The organism is Afifella aestuarii, from assembly GCF_004023665.1.
In the GTDB taxonomy this organism is placed as follows: domain Bacteria; phylum Pseudomonadota; class Alphaproteobacteria; order Rhizobiales; family Afifellaceae; genus Afifella; species Afifella aestuarii.
Map to the genome: position 1 here is coordinate 1262789 of NZ_SAUF01000001.1, position 26212 is coordinate 1289000.

General features: G+C 65.0%; 26 protein-coding genes and 1 tRNA gene. 23 read left to right on the top strand and 4 right to left on the bottom strand.

Annotation, left to right across the window (positions count from 1 at the left end; translation table 11 throughout):
• Nucleotides 1–2: 2 nt before the first annotated feature.
• Nucleotides 3–1088, bottom strand: coding sequence for a S1C family serine protease (locus EO094_RS05880; protein WP_128291315.1), 1086 nt, complete (start codon nucleotides 1086–1088; stop codon nucleotides 3–5).
• Nucleotides 1089–1490: 402 nt separating this feature from the next.
• On the opposite strand from EO094_RS05880, the gene EO094_RS05885 reads away from it, so the two are divergent.
• The 13 genes from EO094_RS05885 (at nucleotide 1491) to EO094_RS05950 (ending at nucleotide 15322) form a co-directional block, all read left to right on the top strand.
• Nucleotides 1491–2204, top strand: a complete 714-nt coding sequence (locus EO094_RS05885; protein ID WP_128291316.1) for a hypothetical protein — start codon at nucleotides 1491–1493, stop codon at nucleotides 2202–2204.
• A 558-nt stretch (nucleotides 2205–2762) separates the two neighbouring features.
• The gene (modD, locus tag EO094_RS05895) at nucleotides 2763–3602 is read left to right on the top strand and encodes a ModD protein (protein WP_128291317.1); all 840 of its coding nucleotides are present in this window, start codon (nucleotides 2763–2765) and stop codon (nucleotides 3600–3602) included.
• 137 nt (nucleotides 3603–3739) lie between these two features.
• On the top strand, nucleotides 3740–4759 hold the full coding sequence (locus EO094_RS05900; protein ID WP_128291318.1) for an NAD(P)H-binding protein: 1020 nt from the start codon (nucleotides 3740–3742) through the stop codon (nucleotides 4757–4759).
• 169 nt (nucleotides 4760–4928) lie between these two features.
• Nucleotides 4929–5246, top strand: coding sequence for a DMT family transporter (locus EO094_RS05905; protein WP_128291319.1), 318 nt, complete (start codon nucleotides 4929–4931; stop codon nucleotides 5244–5246).
• Nucleotides 5247–5545: 299 nt separating this feature from the next.
• Nucleotides 5546–6529 carry a LysR family transcriptional regulator gene (locus EO094_RS05910; protein ID WP_128291320.1) on the top strand — a complete coding sequence of 328 codons (984 nt, stop codon included), beginning with the start codon at nucleotides 5546–5548 and terminating at the stop codon, nucleotides 6527–6529.
• A gap of 721 nt (nucleotides 6530–7250) precedes the next feature.
• Nucleotides 7251–8558: a CitMHS family transporter gene (locus EO094_RS05915; protein ID WP_128291321.1), complete on the top strand. Its 1308-nt coding sequence runs from the start codon at nucleotides 7251–7253 to the stop codon at nucleotides 8556–8558.
• A gap of 48 nt (nucleotides 8559–8606) precedes the next feature.
• Entirely contained in the window at nucleotides 8607–9947 is a 1341-nt protein-coding gene (locus EO094_RS05920; RefSeq protein WP_128291322.1) for an acyclic terpene utilization AtuA family protein, read from the top strand.
• A complete protein-coding gene (locus EO094_RS05925) occupies nucleotides 9944–10258 on the top strand; it encodes an AtuA-related protein (protein WP_128291323.1) in 315 nt (104 codons plus the stop codon). Before EO094_RS05920 ends, EO094_RS05925 begins: the two co-directional genes overlap by 4 nt.
• Nucleotides 10259–10354: 96 nt before the next feature.
• The gene (locus tag EO094_RS05930) at nucleotides 10355–11017 is read left to right on the top strand and encodes a CoA transferase subunit A (RefSeq protein WP_128291324.1); all 663 of its coding nucleotides are present in this window, start codon (nucleotides 10355–10357) and stop codon (nucleotides 11015–11017) included.
• A complete protein-coding gene (locus tag EO094_RS05935) occupies nucleotides 11010–11666 on the top strand; it encodes a 3-oxoacid CoA-transferase subunit B (protein WP_128291325.1) in 657 nt (218 codons plus the stop codon). Before EO094_RS05930 ends, EO094_RS05935 begins: the two co-directional genes overlap by 8 nt.
• A gap of 115 nt (nucleotides 11667–11781) precedes the next feature.
• Entirely contained in the window at nucleotides 11782–12957 is a 1176-nt protein-coding gene (locus EO094_RS05940; RefSeq protein ID WP_128291326.1) for an acetyl-CoA C-acetyltransferase, read from the top strand.
• Nucleotides 12958–13152: 195 nt separating this feature from the next.
• Nucleotides 13153–14094 carry a bifunctional enoyl-CoA hydratase/phosphate acetyltransferase gene (locus tag EO094_RS05945; RefSeq protein ID WP_205649829.1) on the top strand — a complete coding sequence of 314 codons (942 nt, stop codon included), beginning with the start codon at nucleotides 13153–13155 and terminating at the stop codon, nucleotides 14092–14094.
• A gap of 13 nt (nucleotides 14095–14107) precedes the next feature.
• A complete protein-coding gene (locus EO094_RS05950; RefSeq protein ID WP_128291328.1) occupies nucleotides 14108–15322 on the top strand; it encodes an acetate/propionate family kinase in 1215 nt (404 codons plus the stop codon).
• 233 nt (nucleotides 15323–15555) lie between these two features.
• Here EO094_RS05950 and EO094_RS05955 read toward each other — a convergent pair whose 3' ends face one another.
• Nucleotides 15556–16443, bottom strand: a complete 888-nt coding sequence (locus tag EO094_RS05955; RefSeq protein WP_246008372.1) for an AraC family transcriptional regulator — start codon at nucleotides 16441–16443, stop codon at nucleotides 15556–15558.
• 104 nt (nucleotides 16444–16547) lie between these two features.
• On the opposite strand from EO094_RS05955, the gene EO094_RS05960 reads away from it, so the two are divergent.
• Entirely contained in the window at nucleotides 16548–17282 is a 735-nt protein-coding gene (locus tag EO094_RS05960) for an SDR family oxidoreductase (protein ID WP_128291329.1), read from the top strand.
• Between the two features lie 76 nt (nucleotides 17283–17358).
• Here EO094_RS05960 and EO094_RS05965 read toward each other — a convergent pair whose 3' ends face one another.
• On the bottom strand, nucleotides 17359–18396 hold the full coding sequence (locus EO094_RS05965; RefSeq protein WP_128291330.1) for a zinc-dependent alcohol dehydrogenase family protein: 1038 nt from the start codon (nucleotides 18394–18396) through the stop codon (nucleotides 17359–17361).
• 180 nt (nucleotides 18397–18576) lie between these two features.
• Between EO094_RS05965 and EO094_RS05970 the strand changes: the two genes are divergently transcribed.
• Genes EO094_RS05970 through EO094_RS05980 form a run of 3 tightly spaced genes read left to right on the top strand, consistent with a single transcriptional unit; the run spans nucleotide 18577 to nucleotide 19950 of the window.
• Nucleotides 18577–18831: a FitA-like ribbon-helix-helix domain-containing protein gene (locus EO094_RS05970; RefSeq protein ID WP_128291331.1), complete on the top strand. Its 255-nt coding sequence runs from the start codon at nucleotides 18577–18579 to the stop codon at nucleotides 18829–18831.
• Nucleotides 18828–19253 carry a type II toxin-antitoxin system VapC family toxin gene (locus tag EO094_RS05975; protein WP_128291332.1) on the top strand — a complete coding sequence of 142 codons (426 nt, stop codon included), beginning with the start codon at nucleotides 18828–18830 and terminating at the stop codon, nucleotides 19251–19253. The genes EO094_RS05970 and EO094_RS05975 overlap by 4 nt, the downstream gene beginning before the upstream one ends.
• A 13-nt stretch (nucleotides 19254–19266) precedes the next feature.
• Entirely contained in the window at nucleotides 19267–19950 is a 684-nt protein-coding gene (locus EO094_RS05980) for a DUF2726 domain-containing protein (protein WP_128291333.1), read from the top strand.
• A 229-nt stretch (nucleotides 19951–20179) separates the two neighbouring features.
• Here EO094_RS05980 and EO094_RS05985 read toward each other — a convergent pair.
• Nucleotides 20180–20269, bottom strand: a tRNA-Ser gene (locus EO094_RS05985).
• Nucleotides 20270–20872: 603 nt separating this feature from the next.
• Here EO094_RS05985 and EO094_RS05990 point away from each other — a divergent pair.
• The 6 genes from EO094_RS05990 (at nucleotide 20873) to EO094_RS06015 (ending at nucleotide 26212) form a co-directional block, all read left to right on the top strand.
• Nucleotides 20873–21577 carry a 50S ribosomal protein L21 gene (locus tag EO094_RS05990; protein ID WP_128291334.1) on the top strand — a complete coding sequence of 235 codons (705 nt, stop codon included), beginning with the start codon at nucleotides 20873–20875 and terminating at the stop codon, nucleotides 21575–21577.
• A 2-nt stretch (nucleotides 21578–21579) separates the two neighbouring features.
• A complete protein-coding gene (gene rpmA, locus EO094_RS05995; protein ID WP_092810591.1) occupies nucleotides 21580–21849 on the top strand; it encodes a 50S ribosomal protein L27 in 270 nt (89 codons plus the stop codon).
• A 196-nt stretch (nucleotides 21850–22045) separates the two neighbouring features.
• Nucleotides 22046–22612: a GNAT family N-acetyltransferase gene (locus EO094_RS06000; RefSeq protein WP_164879565.1), complete on the top strand. Its 567-nt coding sequence runs from the start codon at nucleotides 22046–22048 to the stop codon at nucleotides 22610–22612.
• Nucleotides 22609–23640 (top strand): GTPase ObgE, encoded by a 1032-nt coding sequence (gene obgE, locus EO094_RS06005; protein WP_128291336.1) that lies wholly within the window; start codon nucleotides 22609–22611, stop codon nucleotides 23638–23640. The genes EO094_RS06000 and obgE overlap by 4 nt, the downstream gene beginning before the upstream one ends.
• 96 nt (nucleotides 23641–23736) lie before the next feature.
• Nucleotides 23737–24852 (top strand): glutamate 5-kinase, encoded by a 1116-nt coding sequence (proB, locus tag EO094_RS06010; protein WP_128291337.1) that lies wholly within the window; start codon nucleotides 23737–23739, stop codon nucleotides 24850–24852.
• Nucleotides 24853–24925: 73 nt separating this feature from the next.
• A complete protein-coding gene (locus EO094_RS06015) occupies nucleotides 24926–26212 on the top strand; it encodes a glutamate-5-semialdehyde dehydrogenase (RefSeq protein WP_205649830.1) in 1287 nt (428 codons plus the stop codon).

Sequence of the window (26212 nt, forward strand, 5' to 3'; positions counted from 1 at the left end):
CTTTATTGCTGGCCGATATCGACCACATCGACGGTGACGTCGCGGGTGCGGCCGTCGCGCTCGAGCGTGAGCTCGACAGTGCCGCCGACGCCCGCCGCTTCGAGCTCTTTGGTGAGGCCGGTGAGGCCGCGGACTTCCTCGCCGTCGATGCCGACGATGATGTCGCCGATGGTGCCGCGGTACTGATTGAGGCCTTCGATGCCGGCCCGGTCGGCGGGCGAGCCCGGCACGATTCCGGCGATGACGACGCCCGATATGCCGAGATGGGCGGCGATCGATTCATCTGCCGCCAGAATGCCGATGCCGGGTGTCGGCACGCGCCCCGAGGAGATGAGGGAGGGGACGACGCGGTTCGCGACATCGACGGGGATGGCGAAGCCGATGCCGGCATTGGCGCCGGACGGCGAGAAGATCGCCGTGTTGATGCCGATGAGACGGCCGGCGGAATCGAGCAGGGGGCCGCCGGAATTGCCGGGATTGATCGCCGCATCGGTCTGGATGACGTCGGCGATCTCGCGGCCGCCGCTCGTCGGCAGGCGGCGTTTCAGGGCGGAGATGATGCCCATCGTCAGCGACTGGTCGAGGCCGAAGGGGTTGCCGATCGCATAGGCGGTCTGGCCGACCTTCAAGTCGTCGGTGGTGCCGAGCGGCACCGGCGGCGGCATGCGCGCGCGCGGGGCGAGGCGCAGGACGGCGAGATCGTAATTGGGGGCGCGGCCGACGAGCGTTGCCGGCACCACGTCGTCATCGGCCAGGCGGACGGAGATCGACGCGGCGTTCTCCACCACATGGTTGTTGGTGACGATGTGGCCGGCCTCGTCCCAGACGAAGCCGGTGCCCGATTGCAGGCTGTCGCTTTGGCCGAAGCGGGTGCCGCGCGGACGCGCCACGACCTGGACGACGGAGGGGGCGATCTCCTCGAAGACGGAAACGCTCGCACGTTCGAAATCGGAGAGTTCGGCGCGGGGCGCGACCGGACGCGGCGCGGTCGCGGAAAAGAACAGGCGGTCGAGATAGGGCTGGAGCACCAGAAGGGCGAGAAGAACGACGAGGAGCGCCAGAAGGGCGCGGGTGCGGGTTTCGTTCACGTCCAGTCTCCGAGCGGGCCTCTTCAGATGATTGGCACCGGCTTTTCGGGGAGGCAAGCGCGCAGGCTGGGATTAGGTGGGCGGTCATGGAGGAGAGAGGGGCAGAAGCTCCGCCGTTTCTCGTGCCCCCTGCCTGTGCGCGCCTGGGTGGTGCGATCAGGCGCTGGACGAATTAGGGGCGGCCGGACAATGGTGACGACTGTTGCTCGCCGGGGCTCAGGCCGCCTTCTCACTCACTCGAAGGAGTGCCGCGGCGATTTTGCGGTTTTGGTGGCTGGATCGAGAGAGTGGGCATGGTCTTTACATGCGTAAAGCGGCCTTTTCGCAAGCAACATAGAAGCTTGCCGGTTCCATCGATCGACGGATCTCTCGGTCGGCGGCCCAGACAGAGAGGAAGCGCTCATGCCACGACGGATTGGACTGATATTGGCAATGGCTATTGCCCTTTCGACGATGAGTGGGGTCGCGTGGCCTGCCGAAGGCGAGAGCGCCGACTTTCGGATCCCGCCGCCAGAGGGCATGTGCCAGCTTGACCCCGACGACAGCGGTCTTGAAGGCGAGGTTTATAATTACAACCGCGAAAAGATGGCGCGGTCGGGAAACTTCCTCATCGCGCTTTTCTTCCCTTGTGAGATGCTGGAGATCGAGAACCTTGCAGATCAGCCGGATGTGACACCTCATTGGGTCATAGTCTACAGCCAGAACATGATCGACGGCGAATTGGTGAAAAGCCCGCTTACGCTGGACCAAGCTCTCAGGTCGATGGAAAACGCATTTCGCGATATGAATGTCGCCGGGTCGCGTGTGAATAGCAGAATAGAGGACGTAATCAAAAGCCTGGATACAGGCGTCAGCTTTGAGACCGGGCCGTTGACGGAAATCGTGGAAAGCGACAACCCGGCGATTCTTTATGTGAAGTTGTTCACACGCGCCAAGACAGAAAAGAAAGTGGTCGACGCCCGGTCGGTCATCGCATTCACGCAGGTTGGAGGCTTTGACGTTTCCATCGCCACCCACATGACGAACGGCTCCAACGACTCCTATGTGCAACTGATAAGGCAGGCTCGCGAGATGGCGGAAGCGATGCGGGCCGGGTCGACCTTCCCGACCGAGTGAGGGTAGGCGAGTCGTTCATCCCCGGATGCCCCACCTTATCGGGGCTTGGCGTATACAGCCCTTCAGGCGAGCGGAAGCGTTCGCCGGTGAGGCCGGCCTCGTCGGAGAGCATCTGCTCGCGGCAGGTGGGGGGGGGGACCCGAAACATGTTTGCATGCCGTTCGTTAGGACTATGCGGTTGCCGCTCTTCCTGAGACCCCAATTCCGGCCGCAACCCGAACGGCGCCGCGCACCGGCAGCTCCCCTCCGACGACCAGCAGGACAAGTCCCCCTGCGAGAGGCCCCCAGATTTCAAACATGTCGACCCCTTTGCAGCTGGGAGGAGCAATAACTGATAGAGCTCAACCTACAGCGGTCAATGGAACGTGTCCCCTGGCCCGGGGCTGGAGACCGCGTGGATAGGATGAATGGACGGGGAAGCCGTCGCGTCGAAAAGTCTCTCTCGCGGAGACGCGGAGTGACGCGCCATGCTGCTGAATACGCTTTCTCCGTGCCCGGTCTCGCCAACAGCGATGCTGGACGGAGCCGCCGCTCTCAGACGATCAGAAGGAATCCCACATGCCAGATCTTTCCGATGCCGATCTCAACCGGCTTCTCACGCAGGATGCGCCTTATGGGGACCTCACCACGCAGGCGCTGCAGATCGGCGGGAAGGCCGGGCGCATGAGCTTTGCCGCCCGCGATGCGATGGTGCTGTGTGCGTCCGAAGAGGCGGCGCGGATGATCCGGCGCGCGGGCGGGGAGATCGCCTCGGTGTTGCCGAGCGGATCGACGGTCGAGGCGGGGACGGTGTTTTTGAGTGCGGTCGGGCCGGCCGCAGCGCTGCACAAGGCCTGGAAGGTGTCGCAGACGCTCGTCGAATACGCCTCCGGCATCGCCACGCGCGCCAACCGTATCGTCGCGGCGGCCCGGGCGGAGGCGCCGGAGATCGTGGTTGCCTGCACGCGCAAGAATTTCCCCGGCACCAAGGAGATTTCCATCAAGGCGGTGATGGCCGGCGGGGCCGGCATCCACCGGCTCGGATTGTCGGAAACGATCCTCGTCTTTCCGGAGCACCGCGTGTTTCTGGACGGCGACACGGCGGCGTGGATGACGGCGCTGAAGCGGCACGCGCCGGAGAAGAAGATCGTGGTGGAGAGCGATGACCTCGACGAGGCCGAGGCGCTCGCGAAGGCCGGGGCCGACGTCATCCAGCTGGAAAAGCTCGAGCCGGAGGCGGTTGCGGAGATGGTGCGGCGGGTGGCCAGCCTGACGCCGCGGCCGGTGGTGGCGATGGCCGGCGGCGTCAACGAGGCGAATGCGGCGCGCTACGCGGCGACGGGCTGCGACGTGCTGGTGACATCGGCACCCTATTTCGGCCGGCCGAGCGACGTGAAGGTCACGATCGAACGCGGGTGAGGGTGCGCAGGCGGGGCGGGTGAGCCTTGTCCCGGGTCCGCAGCGAGGTCTTGTCCCATTGCGTTCAGTCGGTTCGGTCCGCTAGCTGACGCGATGCACGACTTTCTTTGCGCCATGCCAGTCCTGTTGGCGAAGCGATGACGGATCCACAGAATGTGAGCGATCTGAAGCCCAAACGCATCCTCGTTCTGGGCGCAACCGGGACGATCGGCCGTGCCACGGTAAAGGCGCTCATGGCCCGCGGCCATGAGGTCGTCTGTTTCGTGCGGCCGAAAGCCGGTGTCGGCGGGGCGCTGACGCCGGAGGGGACGGCGAAGCTTCTGGAGGGGGCAAAACTGCGCTTCGGCGAGGTGACTGACCCGGCTTCGCTCAGACGCGACGGGTTTTCCGGCGAGGCTTTCGACGTTCTCGTCTCCTGCCTGGCCTCGCGCACCGGCGGTGAGAAGGATGCCTGGGCGATCGATTATCAGGCGCATTCAGACGCCCTTGTCGCGGCGCGGGAGGCCGGCGTGAGCCAGATGGTGCTCTTGTCGGCGATCTGCGTGCAGAAACCGCTTCTCGCCTTCCAGCAGGCAAAACTCGCCTTCGAGAAGGAATTGATCGCGTCGGGGCTCACCTATTCGATCGTGCGGCCGACGGCCTTCTTCAAATCGCTTGCCGGCCAGATCGACCGGCTGCGCGCCGGAAAGCCCTATCTTCTCTTCGGCGACGGGCGGCTGACGGCGTGCAAGCCGATCAGCGACGACGATCTCGGGCGCTATCTCGCCGAATGCGTGGATGACGACAACCGCCACGACCAGATCCTGCCGATCGGCGGGCCGGGCGATGCGGTGACGCCGATCGAGCAGGGGGAAAGGCTGTTTCAGCTTCTGGGCAAGGAGCCGAAATTCAAGCATGTGCCGGTGGCGCTGATGGATGCGATCATCGCCGGGCTGAGCGGGCTTGGCAGGTTCTCGCCGAAGCTGCGCGCCAAGGCGGAGCTCGCCCGGATCGGCCGCTATTATGCGACGGAATCGATGCTGCTCCTCAATCCCGAGACCGGGCGCTACGACGCGGCGGCGACGCCGTCCTACGGCACCGAGACGCTGTTCGATTTCTATGCGCGGCTCGTCAAAGGCGAGGCGCGTGTGGAACGCGGCGACCACGCGGTGTTTTGACGGCCCTTCCCGGGGGTTCGGCAGGGGGCCTTGGCGGAGGAGGCCGCGGCCGATAGGCTTGCCCGCACACAGGAGGACGACCTCTCCCGTTTCGGGGTGCCCAGCTCGGGTCGCTCATTTCGGGCTGCAATGTCCAGGACGGCCTGGCCCATCGGATGTGGAGGGGCTCGTGCCTTGGATCTATCTCGTCGTCGCCGGTATTCTCGAGGTCGTCTGGGCTTTTGCGATGAAGCAGTCCGATGGCTTCAGCCGGCCCGTCCCGACCCTCATTACAGTGGCCGCCATGGCGGTGAGCCTGTGGCTTCTCGCGCTCGCCATGCGCAGCATCCCGCTCGGCACCGCCTATACGATCTGGACCGGCATCGGCGCGATGGGGGCGTTCGTCGTCGGGATCGTCTTTCTCGGGGAGCCGCTGAATGCGGTGAGGATTTTGGCTGCGCTCCTGATCGTTTCGGGGCTCGTGCTGATGCGGGTGGCGAGCGCCTGAGGGTTCCGCCGAGGTCTGGGCCTGCCGCCACGGTTGCGGGGCGCAGCGAAAAGATCGGGCGGATCAACCGCTTCCGCGCCGGCCTGCGACTTTCTGCGTCGGTGCGATCGTTGCAGAACGTTTCTTGCGTGGAAAGAATGAGTTAGAAGAGCGGCGCGGTTCTTTCTGGTGCTCTTCGCGCAACTCTGGTGCCAGCGTTCGGGACCGAAATGTCCGCTCGATGCGGCTGCGAGCGCCTGCCGTCGACGGCGGGCGGCACCGGCGCCAATCGGCGCCCCCTTGGGTTCAGCGAGGCTGATATGGCGAGAGTTTCTCCGGTACGGACACCCAATGTCCGCCAGATTCGGGCCTTTCTCGCCGTCGCGAAGCATCTGCGCTTCACCCGGGCGGCGGAAGATCTCAACATCTCGCAGCCGGCGTTGACGGTGCAGATCAATCAGCTTGAAGAGGTCCTCTCCATCAAGCTCTTCGATCGCAACAAAAGACAGGTGTCGCTGACGCCGGCGGGGCGCAACCTCTTGCCGATGTTTGAACGCATCGTCACCGACCTCGAAGACGTGGTGATCGCCAGCACCGATCTCGCCTATGCGCGGCGCGGGGCGGTGCGCGTGGCCGCCCTTCCTTCCGTCTCCGCCAGCCTTCTGCCGAAGGCGCTCGTTTCGTTTCGGCGCACGCATCCCAATATCAGCGTGCGCATCCGCGACGTGGTTGCCGACGACATCATCAACATGGTGAAGGCCGAACAGGTCGATTTCGGCATCGGCATCCGTCTGACGCCCGACCGCGACATCAAGGTCGAGAATTTCATCACCGACCATATCTGCGCCTTCTTCCGCCGGGGGCATCCGATCGAGGACGCGCCGCCGGTGCTGACCATCAAGGATTGCGCGCCCTATCCGCTCATCCTGACGAGCCGCACCAGCAGCGTGCGGGTGCTGTTCGAACGCGCGCTCGCGCGTGAGGGGGTGGAAGTCCATATCGCCGGCGACGTGAACTACATGTCGACCGCGCTCGGCATGGTGCGGGCGGGCTACGGCATCGGCATCCTGCCGACATCGGCGGTTGATTCCGGCCATACGATGGGGCTCGGCTTCAAACGCATCGACGCGCCCTGGCTCAACCGCCGCGTCGGCATCATCCGCAAATCGGGCCGCTATCTGAGCCCGGTCGTGGAGCATTTCATCCAGGCGGTGCAGGACACGGCGGGCAACCTTCCGAGCGCGAATTTCCGCTCCGTGCGCCGTTCGGAGCCGATCGCAGCGGTGGAACGCAAGGTCTCCTGATAAGGCGAAGAGAGGGGACGGAGAGGGAAGACCCTCGGCGTTCTTCGGTGACCGCGAAAGGGGCGTCGCCCACATTTGTCATTTGGGCGAAAAGGCGGCGAGCCGATGGCCGTCCGGCGGTCTCGGCATGGCGAAAACCGTATTACTTGCCAGGCCATAGCTCTGTCGGCGGGGGCCCATGCGTCGCGTCCGCCCGTTTTTCCGGCAAAGAACATTTCCTGTGCAGCCGCATCGGCTTTCCCCTTCGTTGTTCGTTCCGCGGGCCCAAGCGGAGGTGGAATGCCTGCAAGGCTCCATCCCGATTCAACGGCTGGTGAGCCGGCTGCTCTGGAGTGTACTCAATTCTGCTGTAAGGACATGCCGGCTTTCGGCGTGTTCGCCGGGCGAAGGCTCGGAACAGCGTGCCGTCGACGTAAGGCGCTCATTTTTCGGGCATTCTTCGCCGGCTCAGAGCGAGGCCAAGGTGTCCATTTATAATTTTTTCCTATTAGTCCGTTCCAATAAATTCAATTCCTTAAACGTCGCTCTTCTGACACATTCTCTTCCTGAGATGAGGTTGCCTCAGATCAAAAGCAGTTAAGCGACGTATATCTTTGTCATGCGGACGGTAAATCCGCACGAGAAGTGGCGCCTGTATTTTCTGTTAAATCAGTAGATCCCAAAAACGGGCCCCTTGAACCAACATATACGTTACTTGGGGCAAGCCAGTTGAGGTCAAGCCATGTTGGCTCTACTCGGACTCATAACAATCCTCGTTCTGCTCACGTCGATCATGACCAACCGGCTGTCGCCGCTTGTCGCTCTGATCCTCGTGCCTCTGATTGCCGCCCTCCTTGGCGGTTTCGGTCTTGAGACCGCAAAGTTCATCGTCGATGGGCTCAAAGGAATTGCTCCGGTCGCGGCGATGTTCGTCTTCGCGATCGTCTTCTTCGGCATCGTCACCGACGCCGGCATGATGGACCCGATCATCGACCGGATCCTGAAGGCCGTCGGCTTGCGTCCGACACGCATCGTCATGGGGACGGCGCTGCTTGCGCTGATCATCCATCTGGACGGGTCGGGTGCGGTGACGTTCCTCATCACCATCCCTGCCATGTTGCCGCTCTATGACCGGCTCGGCATGGATCGTCGCGTTCTGGCTCTGGTCGCGTCACTCGCCGCCGGCGTCAACTTCCTGCCGTGGACCGGCCCGGTGCTGCGCGCCTCCGCCGCTCTCAGCGTTCCCGTCACCGACATCTTCAACCCGCTCATTCTGGTGCAGGTCGTCGGTCTCCTGTTCACCTTCACGACCGCCTACATCATGGGGCGGCGCGAAGAGAAGCGTCTCGGCCTGACCGGCGGGGCCGATGCCACCGGCGAAGCTGTCGTCACCGGCCGCGTGCTCACCGAAGCGGAACAGAAAACCCGCCGTCCGAAGCTCTTCTGGGTCAACATCCTGCTCACCCTCGGCGTGCTCGGGACGATGATGTCGGGTGTGGTTCCTGCCGCCATCATGTTCATGATCGGCACCGTCGTCGCCCTCGTCATCAACTATCCGAACGTGGACGATCAGAAGGCGCGGGTGGACGCCCATGCCAAGGCGGCCTTGATGATGGCGACGATCCTCTTCGCCGCGGGCTCCTTCACCGGCATTATGCGCGGTACGGGCATGCTGACCGCGATGGCGCAGAGTGCCGCCGGCTTCGTGCCGGAGGCGATGGCTCAGCACATCCCGTTCGGCCTCGGTATCATCGCCATGCCGCTCAGCCTCCTGTTCGATCCGGACTCCTACTACTTCGGCGTCATGCCGGTCGTGGCCCATGTCTACGAGAACTTCGGTGGTGCTCCGATCGAAATCGCCCAGGCGTCCGTCCTCGGCCAGATGACCACCGGCTTCCCGGTGAGCCCGCTCACCCCCGCCACCTTCCTGGTGGTCGGTCTGACCGGCATCTCGCTCGGCGAACACCAGAAATTCGCGATCCCCTTCCTGTTCGGCGCCTCCGTCCTGATGACGTTCTGCGCCGCCCTGATCGGTGTCTTCCCCTTCTAACGCCCGGCCCGCTCCGAGCCTGACGTTTCATTCCAGGAGTATTTCATCATGAAAACCATTCGTATCGGTGCCGGTGCCGGGTATTCCGGAGACCGCATCGAGCCGGCGCTCGAGCTCGCCCAAAAAGGCAAGATCGACTACCTCGTCTTCGAGTGCCTGGCCGAGCGCACGATCGCCATCGCACAGAAGGCGAAGCTCGCCGATCCCACCAAGGGCTATGACGCCCTTCTGTCCGATCGCATGGAGGCCGTTCTCAAGGTCTGCGCCGAAAAGGGCATCAAGATCATCACCAATATGGGCGCGGCGAACCCTGAAGCCGGGGCCGAAAAGACCCGGGAAATCGCGGCTGCGCAGGGGCTCTCCCTGAAGATCGCGGCAGTTTCCGGCGACGATGTTCTGGAGACCCTGAAGTCCGGCGACATCAAGATCACCGAGACCGGGCAGCCGGCGGCGTCGATGTCGAACGTGCTCGTCTCCGGCAATGCCTATCTCGGTGCCGCGCCGATCGTGGAGGCGCTGGAGCAGGGGGCCGATGTCGTCATCACCGGCCGCGTTGCGGATCCGGCCTTGTTCCTCGCTCCGCAGATCAAGGAGTTCGGCTGGGCCTTCGACGACTGGGCGCATCTCGCCAAGGGGACGGCCGTCGGCCATCTTCTGGAATGCGGCGGCCAGGTCACCGGCGGCTATTTCGCAGAGCCGGGCCGCAAGGACGTGCAGGGTCTCGGCCATCTCGGCTTCCCGATCGCGGAAGTCAGCGAGGACGGCAGCTTCGTCATCACCAAGGTGGAGAGCGCGGGCGGTCACGTCACGACCGACACCTGCAAAGAGCAGATCCTCTACGAGGTGCATGATCCGAAGAGCTATCTGACGCCCGACGTGACGGCCGATTTCTCGCAGATCACCTTCACCCAGGAAGGCCCGGACCGGGTCCGGGTCGAGGGCGTGACGGGCCGTGAGAGGCCGGCGACGCTGAAGGTCTCCGTCGGCTATGTCAACGGGTATATCGGCGAGGGGCAGATCTCCTATGCGGGGCCGGGTGCCTTGGCCCGGGCGAAGCTCGCTCTCGAGATCGTCCAGGAGCGGCTCGACATCATCGGACTGCAGAGCAGCGAGCTGCGCTACGACCTCATCGGCGTCAACGCCATCCATCGCGACGTCCTCGCGCCCCAGCCCGAGCCGACCGAAGTGCGCGCCCGCGTCACCGGCCGTTGCGAGAGCATGAAGGAGGCCGTGCGCATCGGCAACGAGGTGGAGACCCTCTACACGAACGGCCCGGCCGGCGGCGGCGGTGCGACCAAATCGGCCCGCCAGGTCGTGGCGATGCTTTCCGCCCTCGTGCCACGGGCAGCCGTGACCCCGCGGATCCAGATCATTGAGGTGCAATCATGAAACTCTTCGACATTGCCCATTCGCGTACCGGCGACAAAGGCGACATCTCCAACATCTCGGTCATTGCCTATGACGAGAAAGACTATGCGCGGCTTGCCGCCCATGTGACGGCCGAACGGGTGAAGGAGCATTTCAAGGGCATCGTCCACGGCGACGTCGTCCGCTACGAACTGCCCAGCATCGGCGCCCTGAACTTCGTCATGTACGAAGCGCTCGGCGGCGGCGTGACCCGCTCGCTCGCTCTCGACCCGCACGGCAAATGTCTCGGCTCCGCGCTTCTGGCGCTGGAAATCCCCGACAGCGACGTCTGAGCCCCTCTTCGGGGGAGGAACTCCCCCCTTCCGGCAGGCCTTCGGCGCAGACCGGTCCTCCCCCGAAGAAACCCTCTCGCAGGCAAGGAAAATATCATGTGCGAAGTCATCTGCGTCGACGATGCCGTTGAACGGATCGAAGACGGCGCGGTGGTGATGATCGGCGGTTTCATGGGCTCCGGCACGCCGCCGCGGCTGATCGATGCCCTGGTGCGGCAGAAGAAGTCCGATCTCACGATTATCTCAAACGATACGGCGAAACCCGGCATCGGCATCGGCAAGCTCATCGATGCCGGCCTCGTGAGCAAGGTCATCACCAGCCATATCGGCACCAATCCGATCACCCAGAAGCTGATGATCGCCGAGGAGCTCGACGTGGAGCTGGTGCCGCAGGGCACGCTCGCCGAGCGCATCCGGGCGGGCGGCTTCGGCCTCGGCGGGGTTCTGACCCGCACTGGCGTTGGCACGCTGGCGGCCGAAGGCGAGACGACGCTCGAGGTCGACGGTGAGACTTATGTGCTCGCCAAGCCGTTGCGCGCCGATGTGGCGCTCATCAATGCCAAGCTCACCGATTATCTCGGCAATCTCACCTATTCGCTGACGGCGAGGAACTTCAATCCGCTGATGGCGATGGCGGCCGACAAGGTGTTCGCCGAAGCCGAAGCGATCGTCCCGGTCGGAACGCTGGCACCCGATGTGATCGCCACGCCGCATGTCCTGGTCGACTATCTGGTCTCGAAGGAAGCCTGCCATGGATAACAAGGTTCTGATCGCCAAGCGGATCGCGCAGGAGCTGAAATCCGGCGATCTCGTCAATCTCGGCATCGGCATGCCGACGCTCGTCGCCTCCTATCTGCCGAAGGATCTGGAGGTCTTCTTTCAGTCCGAGAACGGCATCATCGGCATGAGCATGCTGCCGCATCCGGGCCTGGAAGATCTCGATCTGACGGATGCCGGCGGCAATCCGATCGGTGCCGTGCCGGGAGCGGCGGGCTTCGATTCCGGCTTCTCCTTCGGCCTCATCCGCGGCGGGCATCTCGACGTGACGGTGCTCGGCGGCCTGCAGGTCGACGAGCGCGGCTATCTCGCCAACTGGATGGTGCCCGGAAAGATGGTGCCGGGCATGGGCGGGGCGATGGACCTCGTCGCCGGGGCGAAGAAGGTGATCGTCGCCATGACGCACACCGCCAAGGGCGCGCCGAAGATCGTCAAGGAATGCAGCCTGCCGCTGACGGCGGAGCGCCGCGTCGATCTGATCGTGACGGAAATGGCGGTCATCACCCCGACCGCGGACGGCCTCGTCCTCAGCGAGGTCGCACCCGGAACGAGCGTCGAGGACGTCCTGGCGGCAACCGAAGCGAGCCTCATCGTTCCCGACGCCGTGGGCGAGATGAAGGTGGCCGCCTGAGCGACCGCCGACAAAAATCCTCTCCCGGCACCATGGCCGCCCGGCAGAAAGCGCGGGCGCCTTCAACGGGGCGGGGAGGGGGTCGCAGCAACCTCTTCTCATGGGACATCCCATCATGACTGACATCGTAATCACCGCAGCCGCACGCACCGCCATCGGATCGTTCGCAGGCGGGCTTTCCACGGTTCCGGCAGCAGAGCTCGGCGCCGTCGTCATCCGCGCGCTTCTGAGCCGCGCGGGGCTCGCCCCGCAGGAGGTCGACGACGTGATCCTCGGCCATGTGCTGACGGCGGGGCTCGGGCAGAACCCGGCGCGGCAGGCGGCGATCCAGGCCGGGCTGCCGGTGACCACGACGGCGTTGACCGTCAACCAGGTCTGCGGCTCGGGGCTGCGCGCCGTGGCGCTCGGCCTGCAATCTCTCACCTGCGGCGACGCCAATGTCATCATTGCCGGCGGGCAGGAGAATATGAGCCTTGCCCCGCATGCCACCTATCTGCGCAAGGGCGTGAAGATGGGGCCGGCCGAGATGGTCGATACGATGATCAAGGACGGCCTGTGGGACGCCTTCAACGATTATCACATGGGCATGACGGCGGAGAACGTCGCCGACGGCTACGGCATCACCCGCGAAATGCAGGACGCTTTTGCCGCCGCCTCGCAGCGCAAGGCCGCAGCAGCCCGCGAGGAGGGTCGTTTCGCCGCCGAGATCGTTCCCGTGAGCGTGCATTCGCGCAAGGGCGAGACGATTGTCGATGCGGATGAATTCATTCGTACCGACACGACGCCGGAAGGTCTTGCGAAGCTCAGACCCGCCTTCAGCAAATCGGGCAGCGTCACGGCCGGCAATGCGTCGGGCATCAACGACGGCGCGGCCGGCGTGGTGTTGATGTCGTCGGAGACGGCCGAAAAGCGCGGCGCGACCCCGATGGCCCGCATCGTCTCCTGGGCGACCGCCGGCGTCGATCCGAAGATCATGGGCACCGGCCCGATCGCGGCCTCGCGCAAGGCGCTCGACAAGGCCGGATGGTCGGCCACGGATCTCGACCTTATCGAGGCGAACGAGGCCTTTGCCGCCCAGGCGATCGCCGTCAACACCGAGCTCGACTTCGACACCGACAAGGTCAACGTCAATGGCGGGGCGATCGCGCTCGGCCATCCGATCGGTGCCTCCGGTGCGCGCATCCTGGTGACGCTTCTCAACGAAATGCAGCGCCGCGACGCCAAGAAGGGCCTCGCCACGTTGTGCATCGGCGGCGGCATGGGCATGGCGCTCTGCGTCGCTCGCGATTGAGGCGCTGAACCACCCGTCATCCTCCTCCCTCGCTCCCCCCGACCTCCGGCCCGACAGCTCCCTCCCATTCCAGATCGGTCCGGCGGTCGCGCCTCCCGCCCGTCCACACTTCCGGGCGGGAGGCGGCAGGGAGCCCGCTTCCTCCGCCCGTTCGTCCCCCCGTTCATGCCCCCCGCTTATCCTAGGACTTTTCCCATGACTGCCTTTTCTCAGATCCCCGAAACGCGTTCGCAGCTCGCCCGCCTCAAAGAGCTGTGCACGCATCTGCCGCCGCTGCCGACCTCCGTCATCTATCCGTGCGATGAGACCTCTCTGCGCAGTGCGGCCGACGGTGCGCGCGAGGCGCTGATCGATCCCGTGCTCGTCGGTCCGAGCGCGATGATCGAGAAGCTCGCGCTCGCCCACGAGATCGACATTTCGGGCCTGCGCATCGTCGAGGCGCCGAATGCGGCCGCCGCTGCGGCGCGCGGCATCGATCTCGCCCGGGAAGGAGAGACCGGCGCGGTGATGAAGGGGGCGCTGCATTCCGACGAATTGATGGGCGCCGTCGTCAAGCGCGACCGCGGCCTGCGCACGTCGAAGCGCATCAGCCACGTCTTCATGATGCGCGTTCCGACCTATCCGAAATCGCTGATGATCACCGACGGCGTCGTCAACATCGCGCCGACGCTCGAAGACAAGGCGCATATTGCGCAAAACGCCATCGACCTGGCGCGGGCGCTGGGCGTGGAGGCGCCGCGGGTCGCGGTTCTTTCCGCGGTCGAAACGGTCAATCCGAAGATCCCGTCGACCGTCGATGCGGCGGCGCTCTGCAAGATGGCCGATCGCGGCCAGATCCGCGGCGGCATCATCGACGGGCCGCTCGCCTTCGACAATGCGATCTCGGCCGAAGCGGCGCAAACCAAGGGCATCGTCTCGGAAGTCGCGGGCCGTCCCGATATCCTGCTCGTGCCGGATCTCGCGGCCGGCAACATGCTCGTCAAGGAACTCACCTTCCTCGGGCGTGCCGAGGTCGCAGGCATCGTTCTCGGCACCGCCGTTCCGGTGATGCTGACGAGCCGCGCCGACAGCCTCGATTCCCGCCTGTCCTCCTGTGCGCTCGCCTCTCTCGTCGCCAACCATGCCGCGGTCGCGTGAAATGGAGTCTGCCATGCCCTCAGAAATGTCGCGCGAAGGCGCCCTCTTGGTTCTCAACAGCGGCTCCTCCAGCATCAAGTTCACCGTCTTTCAGGTCGCCGATGCCGGGAAAGACATTTCCCCTCTGTTCTCCGGCCAGGTGACCGGCATCGGCACGGCGGCGGAATTCTCCGTCAAGGATGTCGATGGCGCCTCGCTTGCCCGCGAATCCTGGGCGGAGCGCGATACGGGCGGTGTTGCGCCGCTGTTGCGCGATCTCATCGCCTGGATCCGTGCCCGCCTGCCGGATCTGCCGCTTCTCGCCGCCGGGCACCGCGTGGTGCATGGCGGTGCCGGCTTCCATCATCCCGTGCGGGTGACGAACCACGTTCTCGACGAGCTGGAAACTCTGGTTCCGCTCGCCCCTCTGCACCAGCCGCAGAACGTTTCGGCGATCCGGGTGTTGGCCGAGAGTTTCGATGGCCTGCCGCAGATCGCCTGCTTCGACACGGCCTTCCACCATTCGCAGCCGTTTATGGCGAAGACCTATGGTCTGCCGCGGCGATTGAGCGAGAAGGGCGTGCAGCGCTACGGCTTTCATGGCCTCTCTTATGAATATATCGCCGGCAAGCTCCGCGAGACGCTGCCGGAGGTGGCCGAGGGCCGGGTGGTCGTCGCCCATCTCGGCAACGGGTCGAGCCTCTGCGGCCTCAAAGACGGGCGCAGCATCGACACGACGATGGGTTTTTCGGCGCTCGAAGGCGTGCCGATGGGGACGCGTTCCGGCAGCCTCGATCCCGGCATTCTGATCTATCTGATGCGCGAGATGGGGATGGACGCCGATGCGCTGGAACATCTCCTTTATCAGGAATCGGGACTTCTCGGCGTTTCGGGCATTTCCAATGACATGCGCGTGCTTCTGGAAAGCGACCGGCCGGAGGCGAAAGAGGCGGTCGATCTCTTCTGCTACCGCGTGGCGAAGGAGATCGGGGCGCTCTGCTGTGCGCTGGGCGGGCTCGACGCGCTCGTCTTCACCGCCGGCATCGGCGAGCATTCGGCTCCGGTCAGGGCGCGGATCTGCGAGTACCTCGCCTTCCTCGGGATCTCGATCGACGCGGCGGCGAACGAAAGCGGTGAGACGCTCATCTCCGCACCCGCGACGCTTCCCGTCGCGATCATCCCGACCAACGAGGAATTCATGATCGCCCGCCATGCCGTCGATCTCATGAATTTCCGCAACGCCGCGTAACGGGATCATGTCTGCTATTTGAGATGCGGTAAGGCGCGTGCGCCTTGCCATGATGCGTGGCGGGCTCTGTCCCTGAGCTCTCCGGCCCGACGCGCCGGGCGCCAGCAGCGCCGTTTCGCGCAGACGGCGCCATTTCCTCTGCCGTTTCGCTGGCTTATCCTGGGGACAGTCGCCCCTCGCGCAGGGGCGTGGATCGAAACAGGCGGAGCGCTGCGCGTTTGAGGCGGGGACGATCAGCCGCCTGCGCTCGGCGTATGGCCGAAGGTTCGTTTGAAGGCATGTGAGAAGGCGCTTTGTGAGCTGTAACCCACCGCGGCCGCAACGGCTGCGACGCTCTCGCCGGCGCTGAGCTGGTGCTGTGCCAGAACCATGCGCCAGCGGGTGAGGTAATCGAGCGGCGGGCGGCCGACACGATCGGCAAAACGCTGCGCAAAGGCTGAACGCGACATGCCGACCTCCGACGCCAAGATCGGCACCGTCCAACGGCGCGCGACATCGCCGTGCAGCGCCGTGAGCGCCTTGCCGATGCGCGGATCCGCCAATGCGGTGATCCAGCCGACTTTGTTTGCAGGACGGGTGGCGACGAAGGCGCGGACCGCCTCGATGACGAGAATTTCCGCCAGCCGCTCGGCGACGAGCGCGCCGCCGAGCTCCTTGCTGTCGACCTCATGTCGCAAGGATTTCAGCGTCGTTGCGACAGACGCGGCGGCGGGTGAGGTCCGGTCGACGCGCAGAAACGCCGGCAGCGCGTCGAGGACGAACGCGGCGCTGCCACCGGAAAAGCCGCTGCCGCCTCCCATCATGACCGTCTCGTCGCCCGCCCCGAGACGCACCACGTCCTGTCCCGGGCCGGCATAGAGCGGCATGCCTTCGATCGGGTCGACCGCCGGATCGCTGGCGACGACATAGCGCGTGTTGGCGATCAGGACGACATCGCCTTCCTCCAGCATCTCCGGTGGCCGGCCCGGAAGGAGGAGAAAGCATCGGCCGCGGGTCACCGCCACGAATTTCAGCCGGGCGCGCCCGTCGAAGGCAAGGGCCCAGTCTCCAGCGGCTTCTAGGCCCGTTCCCCGAACGCTCCGAGCGCCAAGCGCGGCCAGAACCTGCGAGAAGGGATCCATGGATATTTCGGCGTATCGCGACGAAGACATGGCTTATCGAGCATAGATCATCCGGGAATGGCCGCATAGGCTCGTGCTTCCAATTGGGAGACGGAGCCTTCACCGTGACCATCGCCAACAAAGTCGTCGTCCTGACGGGAGCCGGCCGCGGGATCGGCCGGGCGACCGCCCTTCATCTTGCCGCGCACGGAGCGCATCTGGTGCTCGGCGCACGAAGCGAGGCGGAGATCGCCGCCGTGACGCAAGAGATCGAGCGAGCGGGCGGCAAGGCCGTCTATCGTGCGACCGACGTCACCCGACGCGCGGACCTCGACGCGCTGGTTGAACTCGCCTGCGAGCGTTTCGGCCGGCTCGACGTCATCGTCAACAATGCGGGCATCGGCCCGATTTCGCGCTTCGCCTCTCTGTATGTCGATGATTGGGACGCCATGATCGACGTGAATTTGCGGGGCGCGCTTTACGGCATCGCCGCGGCACTTCCCGTTTTCGGCCGTCAGGGAAGCGGGCATATCATCAACGTCGTTTCGACGGCGGGCCTCAAAATCGTGCCGACAATGGGCGTCTACGCGGCGACCAAGAACGCGCTGCGCACCGCCACCGAAGCGCTGCGGCAAGAATCGCCCAATCTGCGTACGACGGAAGTCTCTCCGGGTTTCATCGACACGTCGTTTGCAGAGCGTGCGATCAGCGATCCCGACATCAAGGCCGCGATCCAAAAGCGCAAGGACGAGCTGGCGATTTCACCCGATGCGATCGCACGGGCGATCGCCTTCACCATCGACCAGCCTGAGGATGTCGAGATCGGCAGCATTGTCGTGCGTCCGACCGCTCAGGATTGATGAGGCGGGCTCCTCACCCCCGCCGAAGAGCCTCGCCGCGATGCGGAACGCTCCGATGAGAGATCTGCGGCCCGTCTCAGAAGCGGGTGATGACGGTGGCGCCGACGGACTGGAATTTGTCCATGGCCATCAGGGCCTCGGGCGCCTCGGCAAGGCTGATCTGATCGCCCACCAGGCGGGCGGGATCGAGCTTGCCGCTCCCCACCATGTCGAGCATGGCGCCATAGCGGTGCGCCTGCATCCCGTGAGAGCCGAGGAGCTCGATCTCCTGGCCGACGATCTTGGGCATGGGGATGGCAGGGGCGGCATGTTCGCCGAGCATCAGCCCGACCTGAATGTGTTTGCCCCGGGGCCTGAGGCCGAGGATGGAGTTCGTCATGGTCACCGGATGGCCGAGCGCATCGAGGGAGACATGCGCGCCGCCCCTGGTGATCTCTTGGATCGCGGCGGGGACATCCGCCTCCTGGCCGTTGATGACGGCGACGGCACCGAGGTCTTTCGCGAGATCGAGTTTTGCCGGATCGAGATCGACGCCGATGACGTTCGCCCCGGCCGCCGAGGCGATCATGACGGCGGAGAGACCGACCCCGCCGCAGCCATGCACGGCCACCCACTGGCCCGCGCGCACCTTGCCCTGATCGATCACCGCCCGGAAGGACGTGGCAAAGCGGCAGCCGAGGCTCGCGGCGGTCGCAAAGGCCATGCCTTCGGGCAGTGCGACGAGGTTCAGATCGGCCTGGTGAATGGCGACATATTCCGCGAATGAGCCCCAATGGGTGAAGCCCGGCTGCTCCTGATTGAGGCAGACCTGCTGATGGCCCGCGGCGCATTCCGGACAGCTGCCGCAGCCGCAGATGAAGGGCACGGTGACCTTGTCGCCCACCTTCCAGCGGGCGACATTCCGGCCGACGGCCGCAACGACGCCGGCGAGCTCGTGGCCCGGAACATGCGGCAGCTCAATGTCGCTGTCATGCCCCATCCATCCATGCCAGTCGCTTCGGCAGACGCCGGTCGCCGCGACCTTCAGCACGACCCCATGGGTCTCCGGGCTCGGGTCATCCACCGTGACCAGCCGGGGCGCTTCTTGAAATTTCTCGAACAGGACGGCTTTCATCGCAGGGGTCTCTCCGTTTCGCAGAGAGCTTTAGGGCGAAATCGCGGGCGTGAGAATGCCTTTGCCGGTTCTGTGGGTCCGCTCACGCCCTGTTCGCCCGATAACGGTCACGCCTTGTCGGATGATGTCACCTAATCTATTTTGATATCATTGCCATCACCGGGTCGGAGGTGCCATCAGATGCCTGCGGTGACCATTCGCAATCTTTCGGACGAGACCCATCGCGCTCTCAAGGTGCGCGCGGCGCAGCATGGCCGCAGCACCGAAGCCGAAATGCGCGACATTCTGGAAGCGGCCGTGCGTCCCGCCGAGCGCCTGCGCCTCGGCTCTGCCCTGTCGGCGTTGAGCCGCAAGGCCGGGCTGACGAATGCCGATTTCGAGGCGCTGGAACAGGCCCGCGACAAGACGGCCGCCACGCCGATGAGCTTTGAATGATCGTTCTGGATACGAACGTCGTCTCCGAGGCGATGAAGCCGGAGCCGGACCCTGCCGTGCGCGACTGGCTGGACGAACAGGTGGCCGAAACCCTCTACATCTCCAGCGTGAGCGTCGCGGAACTCCTGTTCGGCATCGGCGCGCTGCCGGATGGACGGCGCAAGCAGACGCTCGCAGCGATGGTTGATGCGATGCTGCCGCTGTTTGAAGGTCGAATCCTCGCCTTCGACACCGATGCCGCCCGTCATTATGCCGATCTCGCCGTTGCTGCGCGCAAGGCCGGCAAGGGCTTTCCAACGCCGGACGGCTATATCGCTGCGATTGCGACCGCCCATGGTTTCACGGTCGCGACACGCGACGCCAGCGCCTTCGATGCGGCAGGTGTTCCGGTGATCGACCCTTGGAAGGTCGAACATCGATAGTCGGGTTCTGACGATGCAAACGACGACGATCCTTCTTCTGCTCATCGGATTCGCGGCCGGGTTTTTCATCCGAGCCTTGCGCGCGAAAAGCCAAGCCGTCAAAGCCAGGCGCCACGCCGATGCGCTCGATCAGCAGATCGAGACGCTTCGAGGCGAGAACGTCACCCTCCACGAAGCCGAATCCCGACGGCTGGAGGAGAATGCTCGCCGCAAGCGCTTCTTCGAGGAAAACGACGTGTCCGATGTGGAGAACCAGATCAAGTTCATGCGTCAGGCCGAATTGCGCGCGGTGCGTCCCGTCAACAAGGAGGCCGTGCGTGTCCTCTATGCGCTCAAACAGTGGATAGAGGACCACCGACCGGACTGGCACATGGCGTTCGAGGTCTCCATGGGAGCCTTCATCAAGACGTCTTATGACCCTGAGGACCGGATGCAGAAAGCGGTGTTCAGTTCCTACAACAGCAAGCGGGTGGATTTCCTGCTGATCGACAGGTTCGGTAATCCCGCCCTAGCCGTCGAATATCATGGCACAGGGCATGCTCTGTCCGACGATGCACTGAGTCGTATGGAGGTCAAACGCCTGGCCCTCGATCGGGCGGGGATTCCGCTCCTCGAAATTCCTGCCAAGACGTCAAGGGCCGAAATCTTGCGCATGCTGGAGCAAAGGTTCTCCACCGACGCGCCGCTCGCAAGCTGACGGCACGGCCCTCCGCTTTTCACCGGGCTTTCGGCCGCGCGGGAACCAGGCTCATAGTGCGCTTCCGCCGGAGAAACGGGAGCAAGCGGGAGGTGTCGATCTCGGTCGGAGCCTGGATGCAACCAATGCTCCGGCGTAGCGACGGCAAACTGTTGGAAAATCCAAGACAGCCGCTCATACCCGCGGGCAGCTAAGTCCGGTAATCGATACGTGGGAAAGCGCTAGGAAATGGCGGAGGGGGAGGGATTCGAACCCTCGGAACGCTCGCGCGCTCAACGGTTTTCGAGACCGCCCCGTTCGACCACTCCGGCACCCCTCCGCGGGCGCTGCTATTCGAGGCGCCGCGTATCTACGCATGCATGATGCGTCTGACAAGGGTGTCGGGAAGATTTCCTGGAAAAGTGCAAGCCTGTCGCAAGATCGGCATTTGTCGGCGCGGCGTTCCGGGGCCGTTGCCACGTTTCGAGGCGGTCTTGCTGCTTCTAATCGGACCCTGAAGGGCGGCTCGAGCGGAGGTATAGAGAGGACGCGCGGGGAGGTCGGACGCAAAGCGCCCGGAGGGGCGGTCCGCCGTGGGGGGCAGTGCGTAGGGGCCTTCACAAGGGCCGTCCACGAGGCCGTCCACCGGGGCCGTCCGCAGGAGCCGCCTGCAAGAGCCGCCCGCATGGATCGTGCACAAAGGGGGGCAAAGGGAACCGCCAGAGACAAAGCCCGTAGGGGGCTCACGAGGGCGCCTTCAGGGGGGCTCAAGGTGCCGGCGGTCTTGACTTTCGGGGCCTGCTGATCTTTATGCGGCACATATCGGCGTGGGCTTTGCCCGGCGCCGTTTTGCTTTGGCCGCAAGCGGCCCCATATCAACCGGTTCAGACTGAACAAAAAGCCGATCCGGCGGGCCACCGCCAGGACGGGAATTGAGGACGAAATGTTCGCAGTCATCAAAACCGGCGGCAAGCAATATCGCGTAGCCGCCGATACGCTTCTGGAAGTCGAAAAGCTCGCAGGCGATGCCGGCGACACGGTCACCTTCGAAGAGGTGCTCATGGTCGGCGGCGAGGGCGATCCGAAGATCGGTTCGCCGTTTGTCGGCGGCGCCGCCGTCACCGCGGAAATCGTGGAGCATACGCGCGGCCGCAAGGTCATCATCTTCAAGAAGCGCCGGCGGCAGAATTCGCGCCGCAAGAACGGCCATCGCCAGGATTACACGCTCATCCGCGTGACCGACATCCTGACCGACGGCAAGAAGCCTTCGAAGGCGAAGAAGGCGGCGCCGAAGGACGAGGCGAAGCCGGCCGAGACGAAGGCGGACGCCCCGGTGGAGACGAAGGCCGAGACGAAAGCGGCCGAAAAGGCGGAAGCCAAGAAGCCTGCCAAGGACGCCGAGACGGACGGTGCCGTCTTCGAGGCGCCGGCGGGCGAGCCGGACGACCTGAAGAAGCTGAGCGGCGTCGGCCCGGCGATGGAAAAGAAGCTGAATGCGGCCGGCGTCACGCGCTACGACCAGATCGCCGGCTTTTCGAAGGACGACCTTCAGAAGCTGGACGAGGCTCTGAAGCTCAAGGGCAAGGCCGAAAACGAGGATTGGGTCGCGCAGGCCAAGACCCTCGCTGACGAATCGAAGGAGAAGTAACCATGGCGCACAAAAAAGCAGGCGGCTCTTCGAGAAACGGCCGCGATACCGCTGGCCGGCGCCTCGGCGTCAAGAAGTTCGGTGGCGAAGCGGTCGTCTCCGGCAACATCATCGTTCGCCAGCGCGGCACGCAGTGGCATCCGGGCCAGAATGTCGGGCTTGGCAAGGACCACACGATCTTCGCGCTGACCGACGGACGCGTGGAATTCCACAAGGGCCTCAAGGGGCGCACCTATATTTCGGTGCTGCCGCCGGTGGAGGCTGCCGAATAGCTGCGTTGCGACGCGGCCTCCCGCCGATCCAGCGCAAGTGATGAAGGGGAAGCGGGCGACCGCTTCCCCTTTTCGATTCGGGGCCCTGTTTTGCGGTTCGCCCGCCTCGGGTGCTGCCGGGCAGGGGGCGCCCGCCGGCCTTTGCCGAAATCTCAGAAGAGGCCGCAAGGTTCTGGCCCGCAAGGTTGACGAGACGATGCATTCACCGCTCAGCGATTTGACCACCGAACGGCTCGTTCTGACGCCGAAGCGCACCCGTCATCTCGCCACCCTCGATCACCTCAAGAACGATTGGGAGGTGGTGCGCATGCTGGCGATGCCGGCCTGGCCGTTCGTGCAGCGCTCCGAGCAGGTGGAGCAGGACGAGGGTTTTCACCATCTCACGATGCTCTGCGGGAAGCAGATCGTCGGCGAGGTGACGGTGAAGCGCGCCGGATCGGGCACGCCGCCGCGCAAGATGCCGCGTCTCGGCTATTTCGTCGGCCGGCCGTTCTGGGGGCGCGGGTATGCGACGGAAGCGCTGGCCGCGACGGTGGCTGCGATCTTCGATCGACCCGGTTTCGGCGGCGATGCGCCGGCCGAGAGGGTGGGGGCGGGTGTCTTCGTCGACAATCCCGCCTCGCGCCGGGTTCTGGAAAAGCTCGGCTTTACGAAGTCGGGCAGCTATTCGCTCTATTGCCGGGCCCGCGACAGTGACGTCGATGTCGACGACATGCAGGTGACCCGGTCCGAATTTGAGACCGTTGGAGGCAGAACGCCATGAAGTTCCTCGACCAGGCGAAGGTCTATCTGCGCTCCGGCGACGGCGGTTCGGGATCCGTCTCGTTCCGGCGCGAAAAGTTCATCGAATTCGGCGGGCCGGACGGCGGAGACGGCGGTCGCGGCGGCGATGTGTGGCTGGAGGCGGTCGACGGGCTCAACACGCTCATCGACTATCGCTACCAGCAGCATTTCAAGGCGGAGCGCGGCGGCCACGGCATGGGCCGCAACCGCACCGGTGCCGGCGGCAAGGACGTGGTCTTGAAGGTGCCGGTCGGAACGCAGGTCTTTGCCGAAGACAACGAGACGATTCTCGCCGATCTCGACCATGTCGGCGAGCGGGTGAAGCTTCTCCATGGCGGCAATGGCGGCTTCGGCAACATCCATTTCAAGAGCTCCATCAACCAGGCGCCGCGGCGTGCCAATCCCGGCCAGGAAGGCCAGGAGATGTGGGTGTGGCTGCGCCTGAAGCTGATCGCCGATATCGGGCTCGTCGGTCTGCCGAACGCCGGAAAGTCGACGTTTCTTGCCCGCGTTTCGGCGGCAAAGCCGAAGATCGCCGATTATCCCTTCACGACGCTGCATCCCAATCTCGGCGTCGTGCGCCACAAGGGCGGCGAATTCGTGCTCGCGGACATTCCGGGCCTGATCGAAGGCGCGCATGACGGGGCGGGGATCGGCGACCGGTTCTTAGGCCATATCGAACGCTGCCGTGCGCTTCTGCATCTCGTCGATGCCTCGGGCGATCCCGCGGCCGCCTATCGCACGGTGCGCGAAGAACTTAACGCCTACGGCCACGGTCTTGCCGAAAAGCCGGTCATTGTCGCGTTGTCGCGCGTCGACCTTCTCGACGAGGGCGCGCGGGAGGTGGCGATTTCAGAGATCGTCGACGCGTCGGGCAAAGAGCCGTTCCTGGTGTCTGCCGGGACGGGCGAAGGCGTCTCGGAGGTTCTCGACGCCTGCCTTGCGGCGCTGCCGCGCGGCGGCAAGAAGGACGCGGAAGAGGACGGCGAATGGACGCCGCTCTCATGAGGCGCGTTCTTTGATGAGACGGGTTTTGCCCGGCGTGGGAGCGTGGGCAAGCGTCGGGGGGGCCGGCTGCGGTGCCGGGAGCCGGGCGAGGGGGCAATGAGAAAGCTATCGGGTTACAAGCGCATCGTCGTCAAAGTGGGCTCCGCCCTTCTGGTGGAGCGCGGCGGCGGCGTGCGCCGCGACTGGCTCGGTTCGCTGGCCGCCGATCTCGCGGCTTTGCGCCTGGAGGGGGCGGAATGCCTCGTCGTCTCGTCCGGGGCCATCGCGCTCGGGCGCGGGCGGCTTTCCCTCAACGGCCGGCGCTTCAAGCTGGAAGAGGCGCAGGCCGCGGCGGCCGTCGGCCAGATCGCGCTGGCAAAGGCCTGGGCAGAGGAGCTGCAGACGCGCGAGATCCATGCCGCGCAGGTGCTCCTGACGTTGGGCGACACCGAAGAGCGGCGGCGCTATCTCAATGCGCGCGCCACTTTGACGACGCTTCTCGGGATGGCCGTCGTGCCGGTCGTCAACGAGAACGATACGGTGGCGACGACCGAAATCCGCTACGGCGACAACGACCGGCTGGCGGCGCGCGTCGCGGCGATGGTCGGCGCCGATCTTCTGGTGCTCTTGTCGGATGTCGACGGGCTTTATTCGGCCCCTCCGGCGCAGGACGCCAATGCCCATCTCATTCCCGAGGTGACGGCGATCACGCCCGAGATCGAGGCGATGGCAGGCGACGCCGGCTCGGAATTGTCGCGCGGCGGCATGCGCACCAAGGTCGAGGCGGCGAAGATTGCGGTCGCGGCCGGCGCCGCCATGGTGATCGGCTCCGGCCATCACCTCAATCCGCTGACGCGCATCGACAGCGGGGCGCCCGTCACCTGGTTCCGGCCGCAGACGACGCCCGCTACGGCACGAAAAGCCTGGATTGCGGGGCATCTGGAGCCGAAGGGCTCGCTCAGCCTCGATGCGGGTGCGGTGAAGGCGCTCAGGGCGGGGCGGTCGCTGCTGCCGCCGGGCGTCAGCGGTTTTTCCGGTCATTTCGCCCGCGGCGATACGGTGCTTCTCGTCGATCCTGAGGGGATCGAGATCGGCCGTGGCATCGTCGGCTACGATGCCGACGAAGCGGCGCAGATCATCGGGCACCAATCTAAGGAGATCTCCGAAATTCTCGGCTATGTGCGGCGCTCGGCGATCGTCCATCACGACGATCTCGTGCTCCGAGAGACGTGAGCGGCAAACCTTGCCCCTCTTGCGCCTGCCGCGCTAACAGCACTTGTTCCCCTCCAAAAACGTGGAGACGAAGATGGTTTTCGCAGCCCTGCGACAGAACAACGACGCCGCTGCCTTGATGGCTGAAATGGGCATTCGTGCCCGCGCGGCTTCGCGACCGCTTGGGCTTGCGACGACGGACGAGAAGAATACGGCGCTTCGCGCGATGGCGGATGCCGTACGCGGACGGGCCGACGAAATTCTGGAGGCCAATGCGCGCGATATGCAGCGCGGCGAGGCGGAGGGTCTCGCGCCGGCGATGCTCGACCGGCTGAAGCTCGATGCGGCGCGCATCGAGGCGATTGCGAAGAGCCTTGAAGAGGTGGCGGCGCTGCCCGATCCGGTCGGTGACGTAATCGCCTCCTGGGAGCGGCCGAACGGGCTCAAGATTTCGCGCGTGCGCACGCCGCTCGGCGTCATCGGCGTGATCTATGAAAGCCGCCCGAACGTCACCGCCGATGCGGGCGCGCTCTGTCTCAAGGCGGGCAATGCCGTCATCTTGCGCGGGGGCTCGGATTCGCTCGAGAGTTCTTCGGCGATCCATGCCTGCCTCAGCGAGGGGCTGCGCGTCGCCGGGCTGCCGGAGGATGCGATCCAGCTCGTGCCGCTGCGCGACCGTGCGGCCGTCGGTGAAATGCTCGCAGGCCTTGCCGGCAATCTCGACGTCATCGTGCCGCGCGGCGGGCGCAGCCTGGTGGAGCGGGTGCAGAAGGAGGCACGCGTGCCGGTCTTCGCGCATCTGGAAGGCGTCTGCCACGTTTATGTGCATGAGGCGGCAGACCTGCAGATGGCGGTGGACGTGACCGTCAATTCCAAGCTCCGGCGCACGGGCATTTGCGGGGCGGCGGAGACGCTTCTCGTCGACCAGGCCGTTGCCAAGACGCATCTCGAGCCGATCCTGTCGGCGCTTTCGATGGGCGGCTGCGAGATCCGCGGCGACGAGAGCGTTCGGGCGCTCTTCCCGCAGGCCCATGCGGCGAGCGAGGAGGACTGGCCGAAGGAATATCTCGACAAGATCATCGCCGTGAAGGTGGTGAACGGCGTCGAGGCGGCGAGCGAGCATATCGCCCGCTACGGCTCTGGGCATACGGAGACGATCATCACGCAGGATGAGGCGGCCGCCCGCCGTTTCATGGCGCTCGTCGATTCCGCCATCGTGCTGCACAACGCCTCCACCCAATTCGCCGATGGCGGCGAATTCGGCATGGGCGCGGAGATCGGCATCGCGACGGGGCGGATGCATGCGCGCGGGCCCGTCGGCGTGGAGCAGCTGACGAGCTTCAAATACTGCGTTTATGGCAGCGGCCAGACACGGCCCTAG

Bases quoted from the DNA above. Each gene is read 5' to 3' on its own strand.
- EO094_RS05885 (WP_128291316.1), top strand. From the start codon at position 1,491: ATGCCACGACGGATTGGACTGATATTGGCAATGGCTATTGCCCTTTCG.
- modD (WP_128291317.1), top strand. From the start codon at position 2,763: ATGCCAGATCTTTCCGATGCCGATCTCAACCGGCTTCTCACGCAGGAT.
- EO094_RS05900 (WP_128291318.1), top strand. From the start codon at position 3,740: ATGACGGATCCACAGAATGTGAGCGATCTGAAGCCCAAACGCATCCTC.
- EO094_RS05910 (WP_128291320.1), top strand. From the start codon at position 5,546: ATGGCGAGAGTTTCTCCGGTACGGACACCCAATGTCCGCCAGATTCGG.
- EO094_RS05915 (WP_128291321.1), top strand. From the start codon at position 7,251: ATGTTGGCTCTACTCGGACTCATAACAATCCTCGTTCTGCTCACGTCG.
- EO094_RS05920 (WP_128291322.1), top strand. From the start codon at position 8,607: ATGAAAACCATTCGTATCGGTGCCGGTGCCGGGTATTCCGGAGACCGC.
- EO094_RS05925 (WP_128291323.1), top strand. From the start codon at position 9,944: ATGAAACTCTTCGACATTGCCCATTCGCGTACCGGCGACAAAGGCGAC.
- EO094_RS05930 (WP_128291324.1), top strand. From the start codon at position 10,355: ATGTGCGAAGTCATCTGCGTCGACGATGCCGTTGAACGGATCGAAGAC.
- EO094_RS05935 (WP_128291325.1), top strand. From the start codon at position 11,010: ATGGATAACAAGGTTCTGATCGCCAAGCGGATCGCGCAGGAGCTGAAA.
- EO094_RS05940 (WP_128291326.1), top strand. From the start codon at position 11,782: ATGACTGACATCGTAATCACCGCAGCCGCACGCACCGCCATCGGATCG.
- EO094_RS05945 (WP_205649829.1), top strand. From the start codon at position 13,153: ATGACTGCCTTTTCTCAGATCCCCGAAACGCGTTCGCAGCTCGCCCGC.
- EO094_RS05950 (WP_128291328.1), top strand. From the start codon at position 14,108: ATGCCCTCAGAAATGTCGCGCGAAGGCGCCCTCTTGGTTCTCAACAGC.
- EO094_RS05955 (WP_246008372.1), bottom strand. From the start codon at position 16,443: ATGGATCCCTTCTCGCAGGTTCTGGCCGCGCTTGGCGCTCGGAGCGTT.
- EO094_RS05965 (WP_128291330.1), bottom strand. From the start codon at position 18,396: ATGAAAGCCGTCCTGTTCGAGAAATTTCAAGAAGCGCCCCGGCTGGTC.
- EO094_RS05970 (WP_128291331.1), top strand. From the start codon at position 18,577: ATGCCTGCGGTGACCATTCGCAATCTTTCGGACGAGACCCATCGCGCT.
- EO094_RS05975 (WP_128291332.1), top strand. From the start codon at position 18,828: ATGATCGTTCTGGATACGAACGTCGTCTCCGAGGCGATGAAGCCGGAG.
- EO094_RS05980 (WP_128291333.1), top strand. From the start codon at position 19,267: ATGCAAACGACGACGATCCTTCTTCTGCTCATCGGATTCGCGGCCGGG.
- EO094_RS05990 (WP_128291334.1), top strand. From the start codon at position 20,873: ATGTTCGCAGTCATCAAAACCGGCGGCAAGCAATATCGCGTAGCCGCC.
- rpmA (WP_092810591.1), top strand. From the start codon at position 21,580: ATGGCGCACAAAAAAGCAGGCGGCTCTTCGAGAAACGGCCGCGATACC.
- EO094_RS06000 (WP_164879565.1), top strand. From the start codon at position 22,046: ATGCATTCACCGCTCAGCGATTTGACCACCGAACGGCTCGTTCTGACG.
- obgE (WP_128291336.1), top strand. From the start codon at position 22,609: ATGAAGTTCCTCGACCAGGCGAAGGTCTATCTGCGCTCCGGCGACGGC.
- proB (WP_128291337.1), top strand. From the start codon at position 23,737: ATGAGAAAGCTATCGGGTTACAAGCGCATCGTCGTCAAAGTGGGCTCC.
- EO094_RS06015 (WP_205649830.1), top strand. From the start codon at position 24,926: ATGGTTTTCGCAGCCCTGCGACAGAACAACGACGCCGCTGCCTTGATG.